Source organism: Shewanella sp. KX20019 (assembly GCF_016757755.1).
In the GTDB taxonomy this organism is placed as follows: Bacteria; Pseudomonadota; Gammaproteobacteria; order Enterobacterales; family Shewanellaceae; genus Shewanella.
Genome location: NZ_CP068437.1, coordinates 276622 through 297569, shown reverse-complemented (window position 1 = coordinate 297569; position 20948 = coordinate 276622). Strand labels below are relative to the sequence as shown.

Sequence of the window (20948 nt, the reverse complement as noted above, 5' to 3'; positions counted from 1 at the left end):
AACCCAGCTAAAATGACAGTACTTTCAACAGCGTCATGCTGGATCAACACCAAGGGAATAGGGATATAATGAACAACCTCCTCTTAAGCGCGGTTATCGCGACAAGCTTTTTATCAGGTCAGGTTAGTGCGGCAGAGTCTGACTCCCCTTTCGCAGTATCTATCGTATCAGGCATGGAAACCTATGAAGACTCTCCAGAGAGTTCCCTATCGAAAGGCGTAGGACTATCGCTTATTTGGGATGACCTTCGCTACGATAAAACTTATAAGCTAGATAAAAACTACTTTAGAGTACGCGGCACTTACTACTACGAAAGTGATTCAGAGAAATACGATGAAGACCGATATCGTGACTCGATGGACATGAAGTTCCACTATCAACGCCCATTCATGAATATCAACGATAATGCTAATCATACGTTAAGCTTTATTGGCCACTACGAAGGCCACTACAACAGCCAACAACTTGAAGAGTTCGAACAGCTTGCGGTACTAGGTCTCGGGCTAAATAATCGCTATGGCGATGTCAATTACTATGATCTGGGCCTCAGCCTTGGCGTTGCTTATAGCGAAGAGGAGAAAGATGACGACTGGCCACGAGAATCTCAAGGCATCACCGAAGATGAGCTAAACCGAAAGGGTTATGGTTACTACTTTTCTTGGAACAACCGTTATACCTTTGGCCATACCGGAGTGCAACTCGCTTTCGACTACAGTCGCTACGATGGGCAGTGGAACTACCAAGATGGTAAGTCATACAAGTTTAATCGCATTAACATGAGTGTGATTGTGCCGCTCGCTAATAACAATAACTTGCTGCATTTTATCTCGCAATATATTGAGCGAAAATCGGAACAAGACCTGATTGGTTTTGATGACGTGCTTTATCGCGTTGCGGTTGAATACGTGCATTATTTCTAAAAACAGCAATAAAAAAAGGAGCTATTAAGCTCCTTTTTTATTAAGTTATATCACTTAAAGTGTCGCTAAAATTGCTTCAGCAGTACTGACCTCAAATGACTGTGGTGCCTCAACATTTAATCTTGTAACGACACCATTATCAACCACCATCGCATAGCGCTGTGAACGTACACCACCAAAGCCAGCTGTATCCATCTCCAGCCCTAGTGCTTTGGTAAAGCTTGCATCGCCGTCGGCTAACATGGTTAGTTCAGATGCATTTTGCGCAGTTCCCCATGCCTTCATCACAAACGCATCATTAACTGAAACACAGGCGATAATATCGACACCTTTAGTTTTAAATTCATCTGCCATCACCACAAAGCCTGGAAGGTGTGCTTCAGAGCAGGTCGGCGTGAACGCTCCGGGTACGGCAAAAAGTACTACTTTTTTGTCGGCAAATAGCTCGGCAACATTGTGGTTCAACATGCCATCATTCGTTAACTCTGACAGAGTACCGCTAGGTAAAGCTTGTCCTTGTTCAATCATGGGGCGTTCCTTTTTAAGTGGTTAAATACTGGAGTGGCTACATGCTAGTGCAATTTACGGCAATCAAATACAGAGAAAAAATAGGGTTATCAAGTTGCTCACTTACAACTCGCTACTCTAAACCCCTTTGGCCTTTACAATTCGTGTACTCGGCTTTTCACTAACATACTAATACTACTCATCAAGCTTTGCTGATCTGCTGTTGAAAGGTGCTGTAACCAGCTTGTTTCTTGCTGCTGCATTATCTGCTTTCCACTGAGGCGAACTTGCTCGCCTTTAACGCTAATATTGATGAACTTTCTGTTCTTCTCAACGCCATAATCAGCAATCACATAGCCTCTCGTTAATAGCTTATCGACGTTGCGTTTCATTGAGCTTTTTTCGATAAAAAGTAGATCCGCAAGTTGCTGCTGCGGCATAGCGCCCGACTCAGACAAAATCTGCATAATAGATAGCATCTCTAGTGTGACATCTAATTCTTGCGCTAGAATAGTTTGAGCTTCTCGACGAAAAACTCTGTGCAGCAAAGAGATCTGATAAAAAAGTTTACTATTCAATTCCATTCATTTATTCCCCACATCAGAATTAGTAACTGGTAATTAACCTAGTTGTATGTACAACCTCCGTGCCGTATTATGCGCTTCCTTTTAAAATTGTATAGCAACATATCCAATGCGTATCACTAAACTAAATACATTGGCTTGTAGCTTAGCTGCAGCCGTCATCAGTCCAGCTTATTCAAATGAGGTAAGTAATACCTCTGCCAATACTGAAGTCGTCCAAGAAGTTGTAATTAATAGCGACCGAACTAACAAGTTCAAACCGATTATTCTCCCCTTCTATGACCCTTCAATAAAGGCGGGGATTAGCGCAATCCCTCTGTTTGCATTTTATCCCGACGAAAATGATTTAGTGTCAGATGCATCAACGATTGCTATCCCTTTGATCTACACCAGTAATGATAGCTACATTGCCAAAGTTGCGGGGGATATTATCTTGTTTGAAGATAATTTCCGACTTTCTTTTGAAACTGGGTTTACCAGTACCAATCAACCGCTATCGGGTATCGATTCAAATAAAGAGACTATCGAATTCGATGCCGACTTTATGTTTAAAGTGGCGAGTGACTTTTACCTTGGCGTTGGCGGTATATACACCTCGACCCGTTATACTGCCGATAATCCAGAACAGCAAAGTGCCCTTGAAGATTTTGGATTCACTGGCGATTACCAAGATGATATTGGCTACCGCGTTTCAATGCAGTGGGATACAAGAGAGCATTTCTATTACCCTCATAGCGGCTTCATTTGGGATCTACAGTACGAGAACCACGCTGAATGGCTTGGTAACGACACAGATAAAACCTATTCCTCAGTTTTTACAGATTTCAGGCATTTTTACAGTATTGGCGACAACTCTAACCGGATCATTGCGACAAAATTTGTTGCTCGCTACTTGATTGACGCAGAAAATGCACCCTCTTCAGCATTCACGACTTATGGTCGCCAAGGTAAAGAAGTGCAGCGTGGCTATGCCATAGGTGACTACATATCATCAAATATGGTCAATTTAGAAGTTGAATACCGCCACAAATTTTCGGCGACTGGCAACGACTATTTGGACAAGTCAGCAGTGGTACTTATCGGCGGTGTAGGCAAGAGTTTTGGTGAGCAACTTCAGGGAAATACTCAAGACTTTCGTGACAGCGACTTACTCGGAGTCATCGGTGTTGGCTTTAGATACAACATACTGCCCTATGAACGCCTGAACATCAAAGTCGATCTAACCTACAACTCTGACGGCGATACCATCGTCTACTTCGGCTTTGGCGAAAGCATTTAGGTCTACTGCGATTGTGGTTAACGATTATTCTTCGTTTGCAGCTGTCGATAGGATTGCTGTTCGATATCAGCGGCGGTTAAAGCAAACTTTGCCGCTAAGGCCACCAACTCTTTACGGTAATCCTCTAAACGTGCTTCGTCATCAGTCATAATCGCAAACTCTGCAAAATCTCCGAGCCCTTCAAGATGATCAACCGTAATATGAAACTTGCCAATGAAGTAGATACTACGGATCTTTTTCATCTCAAGTACCACCTCATAGCCCATGGTCCTCAGCATGCTTCGAGCACTTTTAGCATCAGTTATATTAGTCGCTTCACAACGATCAGCCTGCGGCCCTTTGACTATCCATAGCTTAATACCAGAGGGCTCCATCTCACGGATACATACGCTCTTACCTTGTGTCAGCAGTGTATCTTGCTGGTCAAAATAACTGTCTGACTCAAGGTTATCTTGCAGCATCACTTCATGCTCAATAGTCGAATTAAGGATGGCTAAAAAAGCAGACTTCGACGCCAAGCGGTACTTCAATTCAACTTCAAATTTACCTTTAAAATGCTCTTGGCTCATGAGTTATACCCGTTCCACTAAATAGTCTCAAATTGGGTGGCTAAAAGCCTTAGGCTACAAGTGTAAATAATTTACCGGCTGATTAAAAATCGATTCAGCTTAAACATGTTTAGCATCAACAAACAACGTTGCGAATACGCAAAATGAGCACAGCCAGCAATGAATAATCAAAGCCCCTATTGCTGCACATATTCTGCGATGATCTGCCCCAGTAAACTAATGCCATTTTCCATGTCGTCATTCCATGGCAAGGCATAGGTTATGCGGAAATAGTTATCGTAACGACTATCGAGCGTAAACATGGCTCCAGGCGCAATAGACAATTTCTTCTCAATCACTCTATGCCACAACTCTTGGCTGCTTAAATGCGCTGGCAGCTGAAACCAAATACAGGGGCCGCCGCTTGGCTGGCTAAGATAAAGCTGGGTGGCGCTGATGCTAGCCAGCCGCGGTCTAAGCAGTGTCATTGTCGCACTATAGTTCTGCTGTATTTGAGCCCGAAGTGCAGTGAGATGTTTGTCATAGCGGCCAGAGTCCATCATCTGTTGCAGCATGTGTTGCAGCACTATACTTGGCTCTTCGGCGACGGTCTGCTTGGCAAATTGGCACTCATCAAAGCTATTAACACACAGTAAATAGCCCAAACTGATGGTCGGTGAAATGGTATCGTAAAAATCGACAATACAGATCACTCGGCATGATGACTGCTCTGCCACCAAGCTTGCAATCGTCGCAGGGCGTTCGCAGCCAAAATAGAGCTCACCACGATCGTACTCTATTAACGTCACATTACGTATTTCTGCCCACTCAATAAGTTGTAGCTTTTCACTTCTACTGAGCACTCTTCCGGTAGGGTCAGCAAAATTAGGATTAACCAAATAGGTGGTAAAAGACTGCGATTCGTAAGCACCACTTAGCAGCGCTAGCTCATCTTGGTAGTCGGCCTGCATCGGTATTTCAACCACATCTGCATTGAACTGTTTCAACATCGTTTGGAAATAGAACGACATCGGCGACTCGACGGCAATCGGCTGCTGCAAGGCCTTAGCGGCAATAAGCGCTAACATTAGCCCCTCTTGCCGCCCGTTTGTCACCAGTACTTGCTCGTAATCAAACACTTGCTGACTGCGAAGCAGATGCTGACAAATGGCTTGCCTAAACTCTGCAACACCTTCGATAGGGTCTTGCATCCATAGCTTATAGGGCCGTTTAGCCAACGCTTTTTTGTGCAGCTGATTTAGCAATAATTCTGGGTCTATAACGGTGCTGGGGGCGGTACACGACAGCGGTAAAATATCATTGTCATTGAAGGAGTACTGCACCGCCCTATCAAGGGTTAGTCCAGCAACGACTCTATTGATTTGGCGACCATAGTTTGGTGGTTTTGCATTGACTCTAGATATCACAAAATAGCCGCGTTTGGGCTTAGCAACCACCCAACCTAAACGTTCCAGTTCATGATATGCCTGTATTACCGTAGAGACTCCCAGTTGCCTTTGCTGAGCGAATGCGCGTACCGACATCAGCTTACCCGCCAAATGTCCCGCCTCGATGGCTACAATGAACTCATCAACGATTTGTCGGTATTTAAACACTGCCATTGACAACTCATAATCTGTATTGGGTTTTATTTACATTAACTGTATCTGTTTTGCATTTAGATCTCTATGTAAAGTGAAAACCAATACAGAATAGAGGGCAAATAATATGAAAATCATTACTGAAACGGCACGTTTAATCATTCGCGAATTCAATCGTGATGATGCCCAAGCGGTTTACCACTTCAACGCTCCTGAAGCAGTTAACCGCTACACTGGCGACGCAGGAATGTGCGAAAGTGTTGCAGATGCAGCAGGGATCATCGAGAACATCTGGCTTAAGGAGTATGCAGAGTTTGGCTTTGCCCGCTGGGCAGTGGTACTAAAAGAGACTGGATCTGTCATCGGTTTTTGCGGCTTTAAGAATGAAAGCCGTATTAATGCCGTCGATATCGGTTACCGTTTTCACCCTGACTATTGGGGTAAAGGCTTTGCGACGGAATCCAACCGAGCTTGTATAGAATACGCTCGTGCCCATATGGATTTAGATACCATTTATGGCGAAGTGATGCCAGAAAATACTGACTCAAGCCAGGTACTCAAAAAACTAGGGATGCGGTTTGTAAAGCAGTACCAAGATGGTGGATATACAATCGACAGTTACGCCATCCATCTAAAGTCGGCGAACACTCAAGGATAAGCCTTTAAACACAATAGCTTTACTGCTAAAGACTAAAAAGGGATAGCACGCTATCCCCTTTACCTATCATTTTGGCTAGCCTAATTGTCCTGCAACCAGCAACTCCCGCGTCTCTGGGATCTCATTGTAAGACAACACGTGCAAGCCTCGCGCAAATGCTAACGCATAGCGGGCTAAAATTGGCCTCAATTGCGGGGATACTAACAATAGCGGACTGTGACCATGCTCCTTTGCCTGCGCTAGCAACTGCGGCATACGCTGCTGCAGTTGTGCCAACAGCTGAGGTTCAACCGGAAAACTATCTAGTGAGCCTTTGCCCTGCTGTTGTGATTGATTTAACGCTGACATCAAGGTTTGCTCAAGCTCAGGGGCGAGTGTCATCACATTCAGTTTCGGCTCGGTACCCACGATGGAGTTCAATATACTATTACGCAAGGCACAACGTACATCTGCAGCTAACAATACTGGGTCTTTACTGTTTTCACTGCAATCGAGTAGCGTCGTGGCAATGGTACGAATATCTTTTAGTGATACCTGCTCTTTAAGCAGCAATCGGTAAACCTTCAACTGCAATATTGGCGTTAGCGCATTGTTGAGCGACTCCGCCAGCTTAGGGCTTTGCTTAGCTAAACGATCGCTCAACAACAGAACATCATCATGCTGCAACATATCTGGCAGCGATTCACGGATCAACTTACTCACATGGGTAGCAATGACCGTGGCATTATCAACGACTGAATAACCAAGGTTCAACGCTTTAGCTTTGTTAGTTTGCTCTATCCAAGTAGCGTCCATCTGGTAGGCGGGCTCTTTGGTAAGCACGCCGTCTATATCACCAAATACCGGGCCACTCTTAATCGCCATCAAGCGATCAGGGTCAAGCTCCGCGGTGACGACAGGGTTACCCATTAAGCTAATTTGGTAAGCGTTAGGCGCTAACGAAAGATTATCCCGCACTCGCACTTCGGCTAATAAAAAACCTGCTTGTTCAGAAAGGGTACGACGGATCCCTGTCAGGCGCTTTTGTAACTCTGCACCTTTACTGCGCTCGACCAGATGCACTAAACGATAGCCTAGACGTACCTCAACCAAATCGGTGTACGGCAGCGCGTCCCAACTAGGAGCTGATGGTTCACTTAAATTGCTATCGCGCAGCTCCTCGACTTTAGACTCTGCAATCTCAGGCTGCCTTTGACCCTGTTTCCAAGCCACAAACCCGAGTAAAGCTGCAAAAGATAGGAAAACAAAGGTTGGCATACCCGGCACGATGCCCAGAATTAGCATCACTATCGCAGCAGTAACGATCGTTTTCGGATTGGCCAGCAACTGTTGACGCAATTGCTCTGGCATCTCCTCAGCATCTGATACGCGAGTTACAATAATGGCCGCTGCAGTAGCCAGCAATAACGATGGGATCTGCGCGACTAGGCCGTCACCGATCGTCAACAAGGCATAAGTTTTAAAAGCTTCAGCGGCACTTAGGTCGTGCATGAAGACACCAATCGCCAAGCCACCTAACATGTTTATGCTTAAAATAAGGATACTGGCAATCGCATCACCACGAACAAACTTTGAAGCACCGTCCATCGAACCATAAAAGTCAGCTTCACGAGCAACCTCTTGGCGCCTATCTCTGGCTTGCTCTTGGGTCAAAACCCCAGCATTTAGATCGGCATCAATTGCCATCTGTTTACCGGGTAAGGCATCCAAGGTAAAGCGTGCCGACACTTCTGAGATTCGCTCGCCACCTTTGGTGATCACCACAAAGTTAACGATCATTAGAATAAGGAAAATAACTGCACCGACAACATAATTGCCGCCTATCACCACCTCACCGAAAGCTTGGATCACTTTACCTGCAGCATCGCCACCTTCATGACCTTCTATCAACACCACTCGAGTCGAGGCGACATTCAATGTGAGTCGCAGTAAGGTCGCTAGCAGCAGTACTGTTGGAAATACCGAAAACTCTAACGGGCGCCGAATTGACACCCCAACAAGTAACACCATCACCGCCAACACGATGTTAAAGGTGAAAAAGATATCGAGTAGCCATGGCGGTAATGGCAGTATCACCATGGCCAGCACAGCGAGTAGCATAATTGGAATACCGATATAACTAGGGCTACCGGCAAAAGTACGCGTAATCCAGTTCTTCAAATCAAATAACCTTTAGTCATGTTGCAAGTTTTTAGGGATATAAAAGTGTGGTAAGGGATCAGGCTTGGCCTGCTGACCCTTACGTGCAGCCTGCAGCTGCATCACATAGGTAAGCACATGGGCAATAGCAACAAAGAGCCCTGCTGGGATCTGTTGTTCGACTTGTGTGGAGTAGTAAATTGCTCGTGTTAGTGGCGGTAACTCAACCACCTCAACACCGTGACGCTTAGCAATATCACGCATATAGAGCGCCAGTTCGTCGGTGCCTCTAGCCACAACATATGGTGCATCAGCCTTAGTTAATTCATATTTTAGCGCCACTGCATAATGGCTGGGGTTGACCAGTAAAACATCGGCTTTAGGGATTGATACATCCGCCCTTGAGCGACTTATACGCTGCTGCATTTGACGAATTTTTGCTTTAATCTCAGGCTTACCGTCTTGTTGTTTATGCTCGTCCTTTACCTCTTGCAAAGACATTTTGAGCTCTTTGTGGTGGTGCCAATATTGATAGGGCACATCAATAAACGTGATGACTAATAGGCCTAACCCCAGATAAAGCATTGCTAAACTCAACATATCGATACCGCGCATCACCGCTTCATCAATCGGCAGTTGACTGACAGCCATTAGTGCCTGAAAGTTTTTCTCCAAAAAAAGCAACATGATGCTAATCAACAAGACTATTTTTAGTATCGATTTTACTAGTTCAACCAAAGACTTAATCGACGCAATTCGACCTAAGCCCGCAATGGGATCGATACGGCTATATTTGAAGCTCGCATTTTTAAAACTAAAAACCGGGCCACCTGGCATGGCACCTGCGATCATCGCTATGATGGCCACCATTAAAAATAGTGGCCCCAGGATATTGAGTATTTCTAATAACGAGTGCGCTAAATGCCTGGTCATCATTCCCGGCTCATCTAACTGCGCCTTGGTGAACGACATATTGAGTCTGGTCAACTCCGCCACCTTTGCTGCAATCCAGTCCGCTGTCGTAGTCAGTAATATTGAGCAACCAATAATCAACGCCGAAGAGGCTAAATCTTTTGAGCGAGGTACCTGCCCTTCATCACGGGCTTTTTTTAACTTTTGCGGTGTCGCTTTTTCAGTTTTACTCTGGCCAGTATCTTTACTGCTCATGGTGAACCGCCAATAAACTGATACATGGAAGACAAGGCGTCCAAACACAAGTCGCTATAACGGTTAGGCAAACCACTGAAAGAGAAGAACACACAGAGCAAACCCATCAACATCGACATCGGGAAGCCAAGTGCAAACACATTTAATGAGGGTGCCGCTCGGCTTAACACGCCAAACGTGATGTTAACCACTAACATCGCCAAAATAGCCGGTAACGCCAGCATAAACGCCGCGGCAAACAGCCAGGAGAAGCGCCCAATGAGTCCCATTAACGGCAAATCAAATACACTGCTGCCTATCGGCCATAATCGAAAGCTATCAACCAACACGCCAATGGCGACTAGATGACCGTCTAATGCCAAAAATAATAGGGTGCCATACAGTAAAAGCCACAGGCCAATAATAGGATTACTGCCGCCACTTGAAGGATCGTTCATTACCGCCATAGATAAGCCCATCTGCATCGACATCATTGCGCCAAGAAGCGTCATCACATGGATCATAATCGACAAAAATAGCGCTAACATGAACCCAATAAGCAGCTGTTCGACAGCTAGGACTATTGCCAGTAAAGAGAGTACATCCACCTGTGGTACAGGCGGTAAGATGGGTGCCAGTAAAGCTGAAATACTAAATGCCAACAGCACGCGAACGGTGACCGGGATAAAGTTACTGCCTAAGAAAGGCATCACCATAAATGCGCCCATAATACGGCAAAAAGGCCACCAGAACGTGCCAATAAACGCGCTAATTTGAACTGAGGTAAGCGATAACATGCTACTAATCCTCAGCCAATAATATGGGGAATATTCATAAATAGTCGATTAAAGAAATCACTGATCTGCATCAACAACCACTCACCGGAGAAAACCACCATTAATAACGTCAGCACCAGGCGTGGTAGAAAACTCAATGTCTGCTCATTGACTTGAGTTGCCGCTTGAAAAACCGCAATAATCAACCCCATCAATAACCCCGGTACCACCAAGACTCCGACCATGGTCACGACCAAAAATATCGCCTCGGCAAACATTCCTGTTAGTTCATTGACATCCATAACCCTAAAAGAACCCGCGTGTAAGCAGCTCAATCACACTGGGCCAGTCGTTTAGCATGACTAACATCAGCATAATCGTGCCAAGCAGTAAATAGATGATGTCACCCGTAGATAGAGCTAACACTTGTTCGTCACTCTTTACACTATTCATCTATTCCCCCTCAGCTGATGATCTAACCCATACATCACCTTTCTATCCATAACTGGCCACCAAAGTACTCACCGTCATTGACCATCCATCCACTAGTACAAAGACCATGAGTTTAAACGGCAAGGAGATAATGAGCGGAGAAAGCATCATCATACCCATCGACATCAAGACACTGGCAACAACCAAGTCGATGACCAAAAAAGGCAGAAACAGCAAAAAACCAATTTGAAAAGCTGTTTTTAATTCGCTCAACACAAATGCAGGCATAAGCACGAAGAAGGGGATCTGTTCGGCCGTTAACGTGGTAGGTTCGTCAGCTATCTTTAGCATCTGTTCAAGATCGGTTTCACGCGTTTGCGCCAACATAAACTGCCGCAACGGTTTCTCTCCAAGAGCAACCGCTTCCGTCAGCTCAATTTGGCCCTGATCATAGGGAAGAAAAGCCTCATCGTAAATCGACTGCCCTACTGGGCGCATAATAAAAATTGTCAGCACTAAGGCGATACCGATCAGCACTTTATTTGGGGGGCTCTGCTGTAAACCCAATGCTTGCCGCAAGATTGCCAACACCACAATAATGCGGGTAAAGCTGGTCAACATCATCAATAACGCCGGCAAAAAACTTAGCACAGTCATGAGCGCTAAGATTTCCAACTTGATATTCACAGACTGGGTTTTATCACCGTCAGCCAGCGAAAATAACGTTAATCCATCTCCTGCATACGCCGCCGATGAAAAGCAGGCAAATATAACCAGCAACACTCGCCACATAGTTAATTAACAGCTCCCGTAAGGCTCGTTGCTTCGACTTCAAGCAAACGCACACCATAACGACCGTTGACTTCGACCACCTCGCCACGCCCAAGTAATGCACCATTGACGCGAATATCTAGCGGTTCTCCAACCATGCGATCAAGTGCAACTACATCGCCCTCACCCATTTTGGCCAACTCTCCTAACGATATTTCTACGCTAGCAAGCTCCAATGTCACGTGTACCGGAAGCTGATTAAAAAACGACATATCTTTTACAGGCTTAGCCTGTGCTTTGGATTCCTCGACGACATCTTCTGCAAAAAAATCATCGTCTAAAAGAAAGTTATCGTCCTGCATAATACTATTTTCAGCCATTGGATTGCTCCTCCATTTGAAAGGCTTCTTGAGATAATTTGGCCACCATTTGACCTTCATGGGTATGCACTGTGGCGTAAAAAAGTGGTCTTTTGCCGATAGTTAGTGGGCAGCGAGAGTGTAAATTCATCGGTAAAATATCGCCTACTGCGACATTTTGCAGTGAGGTTACAGGCATACTTTGGTGCCCAAGCTCAAGTGAAGTCCGTAGCGGGATCTGTTTAAGTCTATTGGCTAGCTTCTCTGCCAACTCAGGATCAGCCTGGTATTGACTCGGCTGCTCCGCCATCAACTCCAACAAGTGCTCAGCCATATAAAAATGAATCGGCGGACCAGCGTGCCCTAATGGAAAGCTCAGCTCACAACAAACAGGCACTTTAAGCGGTGTATTATTCAACACCAATTCGAGCTCTAGTTTATCGGCATCGATGTCTGACACCGGCAATGTGGCTATCATAGCCAGAATCATTCTTTTCACGATACGTAGTTCAGAGTGACTCGGTGCTCTTAGGGGAGATTTAGGTGCCGTCAAACAACTGCCATAGTATCCGCTTGCCAACTGATCTAGAGTGCACTTGTCAATTTGCCACCACCCCAACTCAATACGGTTATAACTCAATAAAAACCAAGCATCATGTAACTGCGGAGTTACCTGGTTGTTTTTTGCACTTAGCGATACATTTGATAACGCTAAATGACCTTGACGTATAATCGGCATAAGCAGTTCATTTATAGCGTCCAGCATATTACGCTGACGATTAGATAATTGAGTTAATAATCGACTCCTAGCTAATTTTTCCTTAATCAATACTACAGGCCTTAATTCCAAAGCATGATTGAACTTAATTAAACTAGCTTTTGCGGTTGTTTTCACGTTAATTCCTATAAAACATTGCGATCGTCAAACAACCGACATTACGGTTAAAAGAGTTATTTAAATGACGATCGTCAAAATAACATCAAAATACAACATACACTCAACATGAAATGCTAAAGCGTTATTTATTAGAACACCCAAAACTCGTAAAAACAAGATCTTATGATCAAACAAGGCAAAGTGCACGTTACTAAAAGACGCAAAAGCCCCTATTAAGCCACGTAACTCAGTACGTGCAGCTAATAAATAACAGCTAACAATGTAACTAAAGTTAATACATTCAACCCTAAGCGCAACAGCTAGAGATCTATTTATATAAAAATATAATAATAAAAAGTTTTACATATTTTAATATTAAGTGTTTAATTGGCAACATTAAAAAGCAGTAATAACAAATAACATTTTATACATCTAAGGATTATGGGAAATTGAAACTCTCAGTTTATATTTCGGCCTGTTCGCTCTTTATTTGTACTCTCCTCACAAATAACTTATTTGCAGCATCGATCAATTATCAAACACCTTTTGAAAAAGCCCAATGGCAGTTTTCAGGGGACCAATTTGGCTGTGAAATCAACCATAGAGTACAGCGTTTTGGTACCTTTCAGCTTATTGCAAGCCCTGGTGAAGCGCTCACTCTATCGCTTAGAGCTGACTGGTTAAGTTTAAATAATACTCAAAGCCAAGCCGCAGTAGTCCCCCCCTCTTGGCAAGCAAAGATCCAACAACCTATCGCGACAACATCGCTCAATTGGCTAGGTTCTCAAGCATTAGCTCAGCACGATACCAATCCATTTCTAGAGGCTCTCGAACAAGGCTTAACCTGGCAAGTTAGCATCGCAACTGAAAATAGTGGGTATCAAGTCAGCTCCAGCCCTGTTGCCACACAAACCGTCGCCAATCAATTCAAGATCTGTCGTCAACAATTACTCCCAAAGCCCTTTAGCTACTTGCGCCGTCTTGAGCTGAAATTTGCTAGTAGTTCAAGCCTGTTAAGCCCTGCACATGAACAAGATCTCTACGCTATTCACCGCTACCTCCAAGCAGACCCAAGTATCGTTGAGATATTAATCGACGGCCATGCCGATGCCTCTGGTGAACGACTTGCTAACTTAGTACTCAGTAAAGCGCGCGCTGATGAAGTGAAGTCTCGACTCATAGAGCTTGGAGTTCCACCACAGATCATCCAAACACGACATCACGGCAATCGTGCTCCCGTAGCCAGTAACACAGATGGCGCTGGGAGACAGCTAAACCGAAGAGTTAGCGTACGTTTAGTCAAATCAGCCAAAAGCTCAAGCTTGGGAGCATCAAAGTGAATCGTTCTAGTTTAAGATTTGTCGACGCCAAATTACCCCAAGAAAGCCTGAAAAAAATCGCTCTACAAGGGTTTAGTCTTTGGCAAACTGATGATAACGAACAGCCATGGTTGAGCTTAGTCAATCTTTCGCTGTGCAGCAGCCACGATGTTGCCAACCAGCTAAGACAATGCCCAGGTAAGCACCAAGTCGCACTACTAGAACCGGAACAAACTGAACTTGCCAGTATTGCAATGCAGTGCGGTGTGCAAGACTATCTGCTTTTACCTATAGACGAAGAGCAGCTGTGTTCTCTGTTGCAGCGATTGCGCCGATTAGAGTTGCCCAATAATGAGCTGATTTGTGCCGCGCCAGTCAGTCGCCAGTTGCTGATGCTGGCTCATCGAGCTGCCAATACCGAAGCCAGTGTATTACTCACCGGTGAAAGTGGCACAGGCAAAGAACCCTTGGCTCGCTACATTCATCGTCATTCCGACCGTGCAGAACAGCCTTTTGTTGCTATCAATTGCGCCGCAATCCCGGAAAGTATCTTAGAGTCGATTCTATTTGGCCATGTTAAAGGTGCCTTTACCGGCGCCAACACCGATCAACCTGGTAAATTTGAATTCGCCAACGGCGGCACCATATTGCTCGATGAAATCGCCGAAATGCCGGTTGCATTACAAGCCAAGTTGCTGCGGGTTTTACAGGAAAGAGAGGTGGAGCGCTTAGGCAGCCATAAATCAATTGCACTCGACATTCGCATTATTGCCGCCACCAATAAAGATCTGCGCCAAGCCATGCTCGATGGCCAATTTAGAGAAGACCTTTTCTATCGATTAGATGTGTTGCCAATAAAGATATTACCTCTTAGGCAAAGACGTGAAGATATTCTGCCCATCGCCGAGCATTTTTTACAGCGCTATAAAATTTTGGCTGCTAACCAGCAATGCTATTTCAGCGAACAAGCACGCAATTTACTACTAAACCATGATTGGCCAGGCAACGTCCGAGAACTTGAAAATACCATCCAGCGCGCACTTGTTATGCGTCGTGGCCAAGCGCTACAAGCTGAAGAACTCGGCTTAGCAAACGATGAGGGAAATGCAGCCAAAGAACCCAATGAATCCGGACTAAAAGCCTCAAAGCGCCAAGCAGAGTTCCAATACATTATCGATACCTTGAAACGCCATAATGGTCACCGAAATAATACGGCACTAGCCCTTGGGATGACCACCCGCGCCCTGCGATACAAGCTTGTACAGATGCGCGAAGACGGCATCGATATAGAACAAATATTGTCATCTTCTGGTCACGCTGCGTAAGTCACCACCAGCATAATTAAGGAACACTAATGTCAAATGCCAGCATTGCCAGCGCCCAGTCAATGATCCAGCAACTCAATATCCACTCAGAGATGGCCCAAGGTGCCATTAAAATCGGTCCTAACCCACGAGATTTTGGACTTCAGCCCGCCTCATTTACCGATCTGATGCAAAATAAAGTCAGTCAGATCAATACTGACCAAAATACCACGTCGGCACTCGTTAGAGCCGTGGATAGTGGCGAAAGTGATGACTTAGTGGGCGCCATGGTGGCATCGCAGAAGGCCAGTCTGTCATTTTCAGCCATGATTCAGATCAGAAACCGTTTAGTGCAAGCGTTTGATGAAGTCATGAAAATGCCTATCTAAGCCATGGGTACTCAGTTAACCATTCGCGTCATAACGCCAACAACTCAACCCGCCTTTTTGAGCAAGGAATAAGCAAAGCATGTCGACCACATTGACTCAAACCAGCCCAGTCGTAACCGATGTAAATGGCAGTAATGATCGCCTTAACAGCTTGAAGCAAAAATGGCAGCAGTTCAGTCGCGGTGATAATTACGCCGCGACACTGGCTATTTTGGCTATCGTTGCCGCCTGCGTCATCGTATTAATGCTGTGGAGTACCGGCCGAGGCTATAGTCCGCTTTATGGTAATCAGGAAAACGTCGAGACCTCTCGCATCATGGAAGTGCTCGAAACCGAAGGGATCCGTTACCGACTAGACCCTACTACAGGCTTGGTGTTAGTACCTGAAGACAAGCTGGGTAACGCCCGTATGTTGCTCGCCGCTCGTGGCGTGAAAGCCAAGGTCCCATCAGGCATGGATTCTCTTGATGCATCGACCATTGGCACCAGCCAGTTTATGGAACAAGCAAAGTATCGCTATAGCTTAGAGGGCGAGTTATCACGAACTATCATGGCACTCAAGGCAGTTAAATCCGCGAGAGTTCACCTCGCTATTCCCAAGAAGACGCTATTTATCCGCCAACAACCTGAATTGCCATCAGCCTCAGTGATGTTAGCGCTATTTGCTGGTCAACATATACAGTCAGAACAGATTATCTCGATTGCCAATTTAGTCGCCGGCAGTGTCACTGGGATGACACCAGAGCGTGTACAAATTGTTGACCAAGAGGGCAACCATTTAAGTGCTGATATCAATGCTAGTCAAGATCTAACTCAAGCGCGAGATAAGCAACTGCAATACACCCAAGAGCTTGAGCAGAGCTTAGTTAGCCGCGCCTCTAGCATGTTACAACCTATTCTCGGACAGGATAATTTCCAAGTACAGGTTGCAGCTACGGTTAACTTCAACCAAGTCGAAGAAACACGTGAATCACTAGACCCGCAAACCGTGGTGAGCCAAGAGAATCAAAGTACCAAGCAAACCAGTGGCAATATGGCACTGGGGATCCCCGGAGCCTTAAGTAATCAGCCTCCTACGGCCGGAGCAGCACCTGCCGCCAACAGCAACACCGATCTTAATCAACAAGAAAGTCGTCAGTTTGAAATTGGCCGCTCAGTTAAACACACCCGTTACCAACAAATGCAGTTAGAGAACCTATCTATCGCGGTACTGCTCAATAGCCAAGCCGCAGGCGAAACAGGCTGGAGTCAACCGCAACTCGACCAAATTAGCAACATGGTTCAGGGCGCAATCGGCTACTCAACCAACCGTGGCGACCAATTCAGTATCAGTAGTTTTGATTTTGCCCCGGTACAAGTGGTTGAGTTTGAACCTCTGCCGTGGTGGCAAGCCGAAAGCTACCAAGCATACTTACGCTACTTCATCGGTGCGATTTTAGGGCTCGGGATGATCTTCTTTGTACTGCGTCCATTGGTGCAACATTTAACCCGCACGGTTGACCTCAACAGCAAAGACAATCAGCAGGAAACGCCTACACCGTTAATCCCGCCAGCAGAAGCCAGAGACAATAAAACCATTAGCGAAGCGCAGGCACAAACAGATGCATTGTTGGATCTCAACAATAGCAACACTGACAACAACTGGAGCAGTAATCTCAGCTTACCTGCGCCGGGCTCACCATTAACGATACAGATGGAACACCTCAGCTTGCTTGCGAATCAAGAGCCAGCACGTGTGGCCGAGGTCATATCCCATTGGATTAATGACCAAGAAAGCGAACAACCATCTCATCAAGCTTAACGAATATAGGTAAACCAAACCGTGAATAATAATGAAGTCACAATAAAAATGGACAACCTAGAGCAAGCTGCCATGTTGCTGCTTAGCATGGGAGAGCAAGGTGCAGCGCAAGTCATGGCGCACTTGGATCGCAACGATGTACAGCATTTAAGTCACAAAATGGCGCGATTAGCGAGCATAACCCAGAACGAAGCTGAAGCAGTGCTGGGGCGCTTCTTTAAGGGTTATCAACAACAATCTGGTATCGCGCGAGCATCACGCACTTATTTGCAAAAAACGTTAGATCTCGCCCTAGGTGATCGCGTGGCCAAAAGTCTGATAGACAGTATCTACGGTGATGAAGTTAAAACTCTCGTTAAGCGACTCGAATGGGTTGAACCACAACTGTTGGCTCGCGAAATAGCCAACGAACACAGCCAACTGCAAGCAGTGCTGTTAGGCTTGCTACCGCCAGAAAGTGCTGCACAAGTGCTGCAAGGACTCCCCACTGAAGTCCAAGATGAGGTGCTGGTTCGTATCGCACAGTTGGGTGATATTGATCGTGAGGTCGTTGACGAACTAAAGCAACTGGTCGAACGCTGTATGCTGATCGCTATGGGTAAAAGCTATACCCAAATCAGCGGAGTACGCCAAGTTGCCGATATCCTCAACCGTTTTGACGGCGACAGAGAGCAGCTAATGGAGATGCTCAAACTACATGATAAACAGTTAGCCAACAATGTAGCAGACAACATGTTCGACTTTATTATTCTCGGGCGTCAGAAACCAGAAACGCTGCAAGAGATCATGGCAGTGGTGCCAGCCGATGTGCTTGCTCTGGCATTAAAAGGTATCGACAGCGAGCTAAAATCCACCCTACTTAGCGCCTTACCAAAACGCATGTCTTCGGCAATCGAAACTCAAGTGGAAGCTATTGGTAGCGTACCATTGAGCCAAGCGATTGCTGCTCGGAAAGAGATCATGACCTTAGCTAAACAGATGATGGATGACGGCGAATTCGAGTTGCAACTGTTTGAAGAACAGGTAGTAGAGTAATGACCCACACACTTAATAAAGCAGACCCACGCTGGCGCCTTATCGGCCAAAACGCACGCCGACATCGCTTTTCACCTCTGGTTGCAGAGAGTGATGGCAACACTGAAACTGCCAGCTGGCAAGATTTTCAACAGGCTTTCGATAAAGGCTACAACGAAGGTGTACAAAAAGGCCATCAAGCAGGCTTTAGCTCCGGCGAAGAGGAGGGGCAACAAACTGGTTATGCCGCGGGTTTCAATCAAGGTCGAATTGAGGGACAGCAAAAAGGTAAAGACAATATTGATGAGCAGCTCAATAGTATTCTCACCCCCATAAGTGCGCTGCAATCAGTCCTTGAAGAGGGACACAGTCAACAAATTTTGCAGCAACAGTCGTTAATATTAGATCTCGTCAGACGGGTGTCTTTGCAGGTGATCCGTTGTGAATTAACCCTGCAACCGCAGCAAATCTTAGCCTTAATTGAAGAGACACTCGCCGCGCTGCCGGATGACCCAAGCAAGGTCAAAATACACCTTGAACCAAGTGCTGTCGACAAACTAAAAGAGTTAGCCGCAGACAAGATCCAATCGTGGAGCCTAGTCCCTGATGCTAGCATTAGTGCTGGCGGTTGCCGTATCGTTAGTGAAACTTCCGATGCTGACGCATCAGTAGAGACACGCCTCGACCGCTGCATGGCTCAAGTGGAAACTCACTTGCAAGAGCAACCAGCCACTCAAGAGCCACAATTACACGAGGCAGATGTTGAAGCTTAGTGCTGATATTCTCAATTGGCCTAAGGTCCCTGTCGCCCAAGTTTATGGCCGTCTTACTCGAGTAAATGGCCTGTTACTCGAGGCTGTCGGCTGCCAGCTGGGCACTGGCGACCGTTGCCATATTGAGTGCCGCGACAATCACCTAGTCGAAGCCGAAGTGGTCGGTTTTTACAAAGATACCCTGTGCCTAATGCCGATTGAGCCAACCAGTGGCCTAATGCCTGGTGCACGTGTTATGCCAATTGAGGGCCGCTATCAAATTCCCACAGGGCCAGGCTTACTTGGCAGAGTGTTAGACGGCTTGGGACAACCGCTTGATGATCTAGGCTGCATAAAACATATCCCTCAAGTGCCGTTGCAATTCAAAACCACTAACCCTTTAAAGCGTACCCCGATTCGGCAACCATTGGATGTTGGGATCCGCGCAATTAATGCCTTGCTACCTGTTGGCCGTGGTCAGCGTTTAGGGCTATTTGCAGGTTCAGGCGTGGGTAAAAGTGTCCTATTAGGCATGATGACCCGTTTTACTGAGGCCGATATTGTGGTCGTCGGGCTTATTGGCGAACGAGGCCGAGAAGTCAGGGAGTTTATCGAGGAGTCGCTGGGCGAAGAGGGGCGTAAACGTGCCGTGGTCGTCGCTGCGCCTGCTGATACCACGCCTTTAATGCGCATGCGTGCTATGCGTTTGTGTCACCATATTGCTGCTGGTTATCGCGATCAGGGCAAGCACGTACTAATGTTGGTGGATTCATTAACGCGTTACGCCCAAGCCCAACGTGAAATAGCCCTAAGCTTAGGCGAACCACCCGCGACGAAAGGCTATCCGCCATCGGCCTTCGCGCAGCTGCCTAGTCTCGTTGAAATGGCTGGTAATAGTCAGCATCCAACCGGCACATTAACCGCATTCTATACCGTGTTAACCGAAGGCGATGACCAACAAGATCCGATTGCCGATGCCGCTCGCGCCATTTTAGATGGTCATATAGTGCTAAATCGCAAGCTGGCTGAGCAGGGTCATTTCCCAGCGATTGATATCGGTGCATCCGTCAGTCGCTTAGCGACACAAGTTGCTCAGCCTAACACCTTAAAGCAGGGACAGTGGTTTCGTCATCTCAACGGGCGCTATAACGAAGTTAAAGATCTGCTGCCATTAGGTGGTTATCAAGCAGGCAACGATGCAGAGATGGACATGGCTGTCAGTGCTTACCCTCAAATGGCGGCATTCCTGCGCCAAGAGACCCATGTTCAAGCCAATTTAAACCAGAGTCTTAGCGCATTGGCACAGTTGGTAAGTCAAATGGGCTTCTCTTTAACAGTTGGAGATAGTGAATGAAGCAATTATTAAACTTGTGTCAGCAAGAGGAGAAAAAGCTCTGCCAACTTGGGCAGCAAAGAAACGCCGCACAACAAAAAATTGATCATATAGAACAACAGAAACTGCAATTGGGGCAGATGATCTCAGACTACACTCACGCTAATGCAACCTGCCCATCAGCGCTGCAGCTGCAAAACAGTTCGCAGATGGTGCAAGCAATCGAGCCGATGTTAAAACAGCTGACTCGCAAACAGCTATTATTACAGCAAGAGCAGCAAAGAATGCATGGGTTATGGCGCAAACAGCTTGGCCGCCAACAAGGGATTCAGTGGCTGTATAAAGAACGTTTACAGCAGCATGAGCTGCTACTGCAAAAACAAGAGCAGAAGCAACTTGATGATTTAGCGGGATATTATAGTCAGCGTTAGTTTGTCGG

At 46.1% G+C, this 20948-nt stretch carries 23 protein-coding genes; 11 read left to right on the top strand and 12 right to left on the bottom strand.

Features of this window, described 5'->3' with window-relative positions; all coding sequences use genetic code 11:
* Positions 1 to 68 precede the first annotated feature (68 nt).
* Positions 69 to 920, top strand: coding sequence for a hypothetical protein (locus JK628_RS01350; RefSeq protein WP_202287500.1), 852 nt, complete (start codon positions 69 to 71; stop codon positions 918 to 920).
* Between the two features lie 54 nt (positions 921 to 974).
* Here the strand turns inward: JK628_RS01350 and JK628_RS01345 are convergent, their stop codons facing one another.
* Together JK628_RS01345 and JK628_RS01340 are read right to left on the bottom strand one after the other, a co-directional pair.
* The gene (locus tag JK628_RS01345) at positions 975 to 1448 is read right to left on the bottom strand and encodes a peroxiredoxin (RefSeq protein ID WP_202287499.1); all 474 of its coding nucleotides are present in this window, start codon (positions 1446 to 1448) and stop codon (positions 975 to 977) included.
* Positions 1449 to 1582: 134 nt separating this feature from the next.
* Complete coding sequence (locus tag JK628_RS01340) at positions 1583 to 2011, bottom strand: MarR family winged helix-turn-helix transcriptional regulator (protein ID WP_202287498.1); 429 nt, start codon at positions 2009 to 2011, stop codon at positions 1583 to 1585.
* A 109-nt stretch (positions 2012 to 2120) separates the two neighbouring features.
* Between JK628_RS01340 and JK628_RS01335 the strand changes: the two genes are divergently transcribed.
* Positions 2121 to 3290: a BamA/TamA family outer membrane protein gene (locus JK628_RS01335; protein WP_202287497.1), complete on the top strand. Its 1170-nt coding sequence runs from the start codon at positions 2121 to 2123 to the stop codon at positions 3288 to 3290.
* A 17-nt stretch (positions 3291 to 3307) separates the two neighbouring features.
* Here the strand turns inward: JK628_RS01335 and JK628_RS01330 are convergent, their stop codons facing one another.
* Complete coding sequence (locus JK628_RS01330) at positions 3308 to 3859, bottom strand: class IV adenylate cyclase (protein WP_202287496.1); 552 nt, start codon at positions 3857 to 3859, stop codon at positions 3308 to 3310.
* A 176-nt stretch (positions 3860 to 4035) separates the two neighbouring features.
* Positions 4036 to 5460 carry an aminotransferase-like domain-containing protein gene (locus JK628_RS01325; protein ID WP_202287495.1) on the bottom strand — a complete coding sequence of 475 codons (1425 nt, stop codon included), beginning with the start codon at positions 5458 to 5460 and terminating at the stop codon, positions 4036 to 4038.
* A 106-nt stretch (positions 5461 to 5566) separates the two neighbouring features.
* Here JK628_RS01325 and JK628_RS01320 point away from each other — a divergent pair, with 106 nt between their 5' ends.
* The gene (locus JK628_RS01320) at positions 5567 to 6097 is read left to right on the top strand and encodes a GNAT family N-acetyltransferase (RefSeq protein WP_202287494.1); all 531 of its coding nucleotides are present in this window, start codon (positions 5567 to 5569) and stop codon (positions 6095 to 6097) included.
* 75 nt (positions 6098 to 6172) lie between these two features.
* On the opposite strand, the gene flhA is transcribed toward JK628_RS01320, so the two are convergent.
* From flhA to JK628_RS01280, 8 genes are all read right to left on the bottom strand, one after another.
* Positions 6173 to 8197 (bottom strand): flagellar biosynthesis protein FlhA, encoded by a 2025-nt coding sequence (flhA, locus tag JK628_RS01315; RefSeq protein ID WP_202289668.1) that lies wholly within the window; start codon positions 8195 to 8197, stop codon positions 6173 to 6175.
* A gap of 72 nt (positions 8198 to 8269) precedes the next feature.
* The gene (gene flhB / locus JK628_RS01310) at positions 8270 to 9403 is read right to left on the bottom strand and encodes a flagellar biosynthesis protein FlhB (protein WP_202287493.1); all 1134 of its coding nucleotides are present in this window, start codon (positions 9401 to 9403) and stop codon (positions 8270 to 8272) included.
* Positions 9400 to 10179 (bottom strand): flagellar biosynthetic protein FliR, encoded by a 780-nt coding sequence (fliR, locus tag JK628_RS01305; protein WP_272931638.1) that lies wholly within the window; start codon positions 10177 to 10179, stop codon positions 9400 to 9402. The genes flhB and fliR overlap by 4 nt, the downstream gene beginning before the upstream one ends.
* Before the next feature lie 11 nt (positions 10180 to 10190).
* On the bottom strand, positions 10191 to 10460 hold the full coding sequence (locus tag JK628_RS01300) for a flagellar biosynthetic protein FliQ (RefSeq protein ID WP_202287492.1): 270 nt from the start codon (positions 10458 to 10460) through the stop codon (positions 10191 to 10193).
* A gap of 4 nt (positions 10461 to 10464) precedes the next feature.
* On the bottom strand, positions 10465 to 10611 hold the full coding sequence (locus tag JK628_RS01295; RefSeq protein WP_202287491.1) for a hypothetical protein: 147 nt from the start codon (positions 10609 to 10611) through the stop codon (positions 10465 to 10467).
* Between the two features lie 42 nt (positions 10612 to 10653).
* Positions 10654 to 11382: a flagellar type III secretion system pore protein FliP gene (fliP, locus tag JK628_RS01290; protein ID WP_202287490.1), complete on the bottom strand. Its 729-nt coding sequence runs from the start codon at positions 11380 to 11382 to the stop codon at positions 10654 to 10656.
* A gap of 2 nt (positions 11383 to 11384) precedes the next feature.
* Positions 11385 to 11741 (bottom strand): flagellar motor switch protein FliN, encoded by a 357-nt coding sequence (gene fliN, locus JK628_RS01285; protein ID WP_202287489.1) that lies wholly within the window; start codon positions 11739 to 11741, stop codon positions 11385 to 11387.
* Positions 11734 to 12615 carry a FliM/FliN family flagellar motor switch protein gene (locus JK628_RS01280; RefSeq protein ID WP_202287488.1) on the bottom strand — a complete coding sequence of 294 codons (882 nt, stop codon included), beginning with the start codon at positions 12613 to 12615 and terminating at the stop codon, positions 11734 to 11736. The genes fliN and JK628_RS01280 overlap by 8 nt, the downstream gene beginning before the upstream one ends.
* 431 nt (positions 12616 to 13046) lie before the next feature.
* Between JK628_RS01280 and JK628_RS01275 the strand changes: the two genes are divergently transcribed.
* The 8 genes from JK628_RS01275 (at position 13047) to JK628_RS01240 (ending at position 20940) form a co-directional block, all read left to right on the top strand.
* On the top strand, positions 13047 to 13937 hold the full coding sequence (locus JK628_RS01275) for a MotY family protein (protein ID WP_202287487.1): 891 nt from the start codon (positions 13047 to 13049) through the stop codon (positions 13935 to 13937).
* Positions 13934 to 15241 (top strand): sigma-54 interaction domain-containing protein, encoded by a 1308-nt coding sequence (locus tag JK628_RS01270; RefSeq protein WP_202287486.1) that lies wholly within the window; start codon positions 13934 to 13936, stop codon positions 15239 to 15241. Before JK628_RS01275 ends, JK628_RS01270 begins: the two co-directional genes overlap by 4 nt.
* A 29-nt stretch (positions 15242 to 15270) precedes the next feature.
* Complete coding sequence (fliE, locus tag JK628_RS01265) at positions 15271 to 15609, top strand: flagellar hook-basal body complex protein FliE (protein ID WP_202287485.1); 339 nt, start codon at positions 15271 to 15273, stop codon at positions 15607 to 15609.
* A 79-nt stretch (positions 15610 to 15688) separates the two neighbouring features.
* Entirely contained in the window at positions 15689 to 17410 is a 1722-nt protein-coding gene (fliF, locus tag JK628_RS01260; RefSeq protein WP_202287484.1) for a flagellar basal-body MS-ring/collar protein FliF, read from the top strand.
* 48 nt (positions 17411 to 17458) lie between these two features.
* The gene (locus JK628_RS01255; protein WP_237524205.1) at positions 17459 to 18445 is read left to right on the top strand and encodes a flagellar motor switch protein FliG; all 987 of its coding nucleotides are present in this window, start codon (positions 17459 to 17461) and stop codon (positions 18443 to 18445) included.
* Positions 18445 to 19197 (top strand): flagellar assembly protein FliH, encoded by a 753-nt coding sequence (gene fliH / locus JK628_RS01250; protein ID WP_202287482.1) that lies wholly within the window; start codon positions 18445 to 18447, stop codon positions 19195 to 19197. Before JK628_RS01255 ends, fliH begins: the two co-directional genes overlap by 1 nt.
* Positions 19184 to 20530, top strand: a complete 1347-nt coding sequence (locus JK628_RS01245; RefSeq protein WP_202287481.1) for a FliI/YscN family ATPase — start codon at positions 19184 to 19186, stop codon at positions 20528 to 20530. The genes fliH and JK628_RS01245 overlap by 14 nt, the downstream gene beginning before the upstream one ends.
* Complete coding sequence (locus tag JK628_RS01240; RefSeq protein WP_202287480.1) at positions 20527 to 20940, top strand: hypothetical protein; 414 nt, start codon at positions 20527 to 20529, stop codon at positions 20938 to 20940. The genes JK628_RS01245 and JK628_RS01240 overlap by 4 nt, the downstream gene beginning before the upstream one ends.
* The last annotated feature ends 8 nt before the right edge of the window (positions 20941 to 20948 follow it).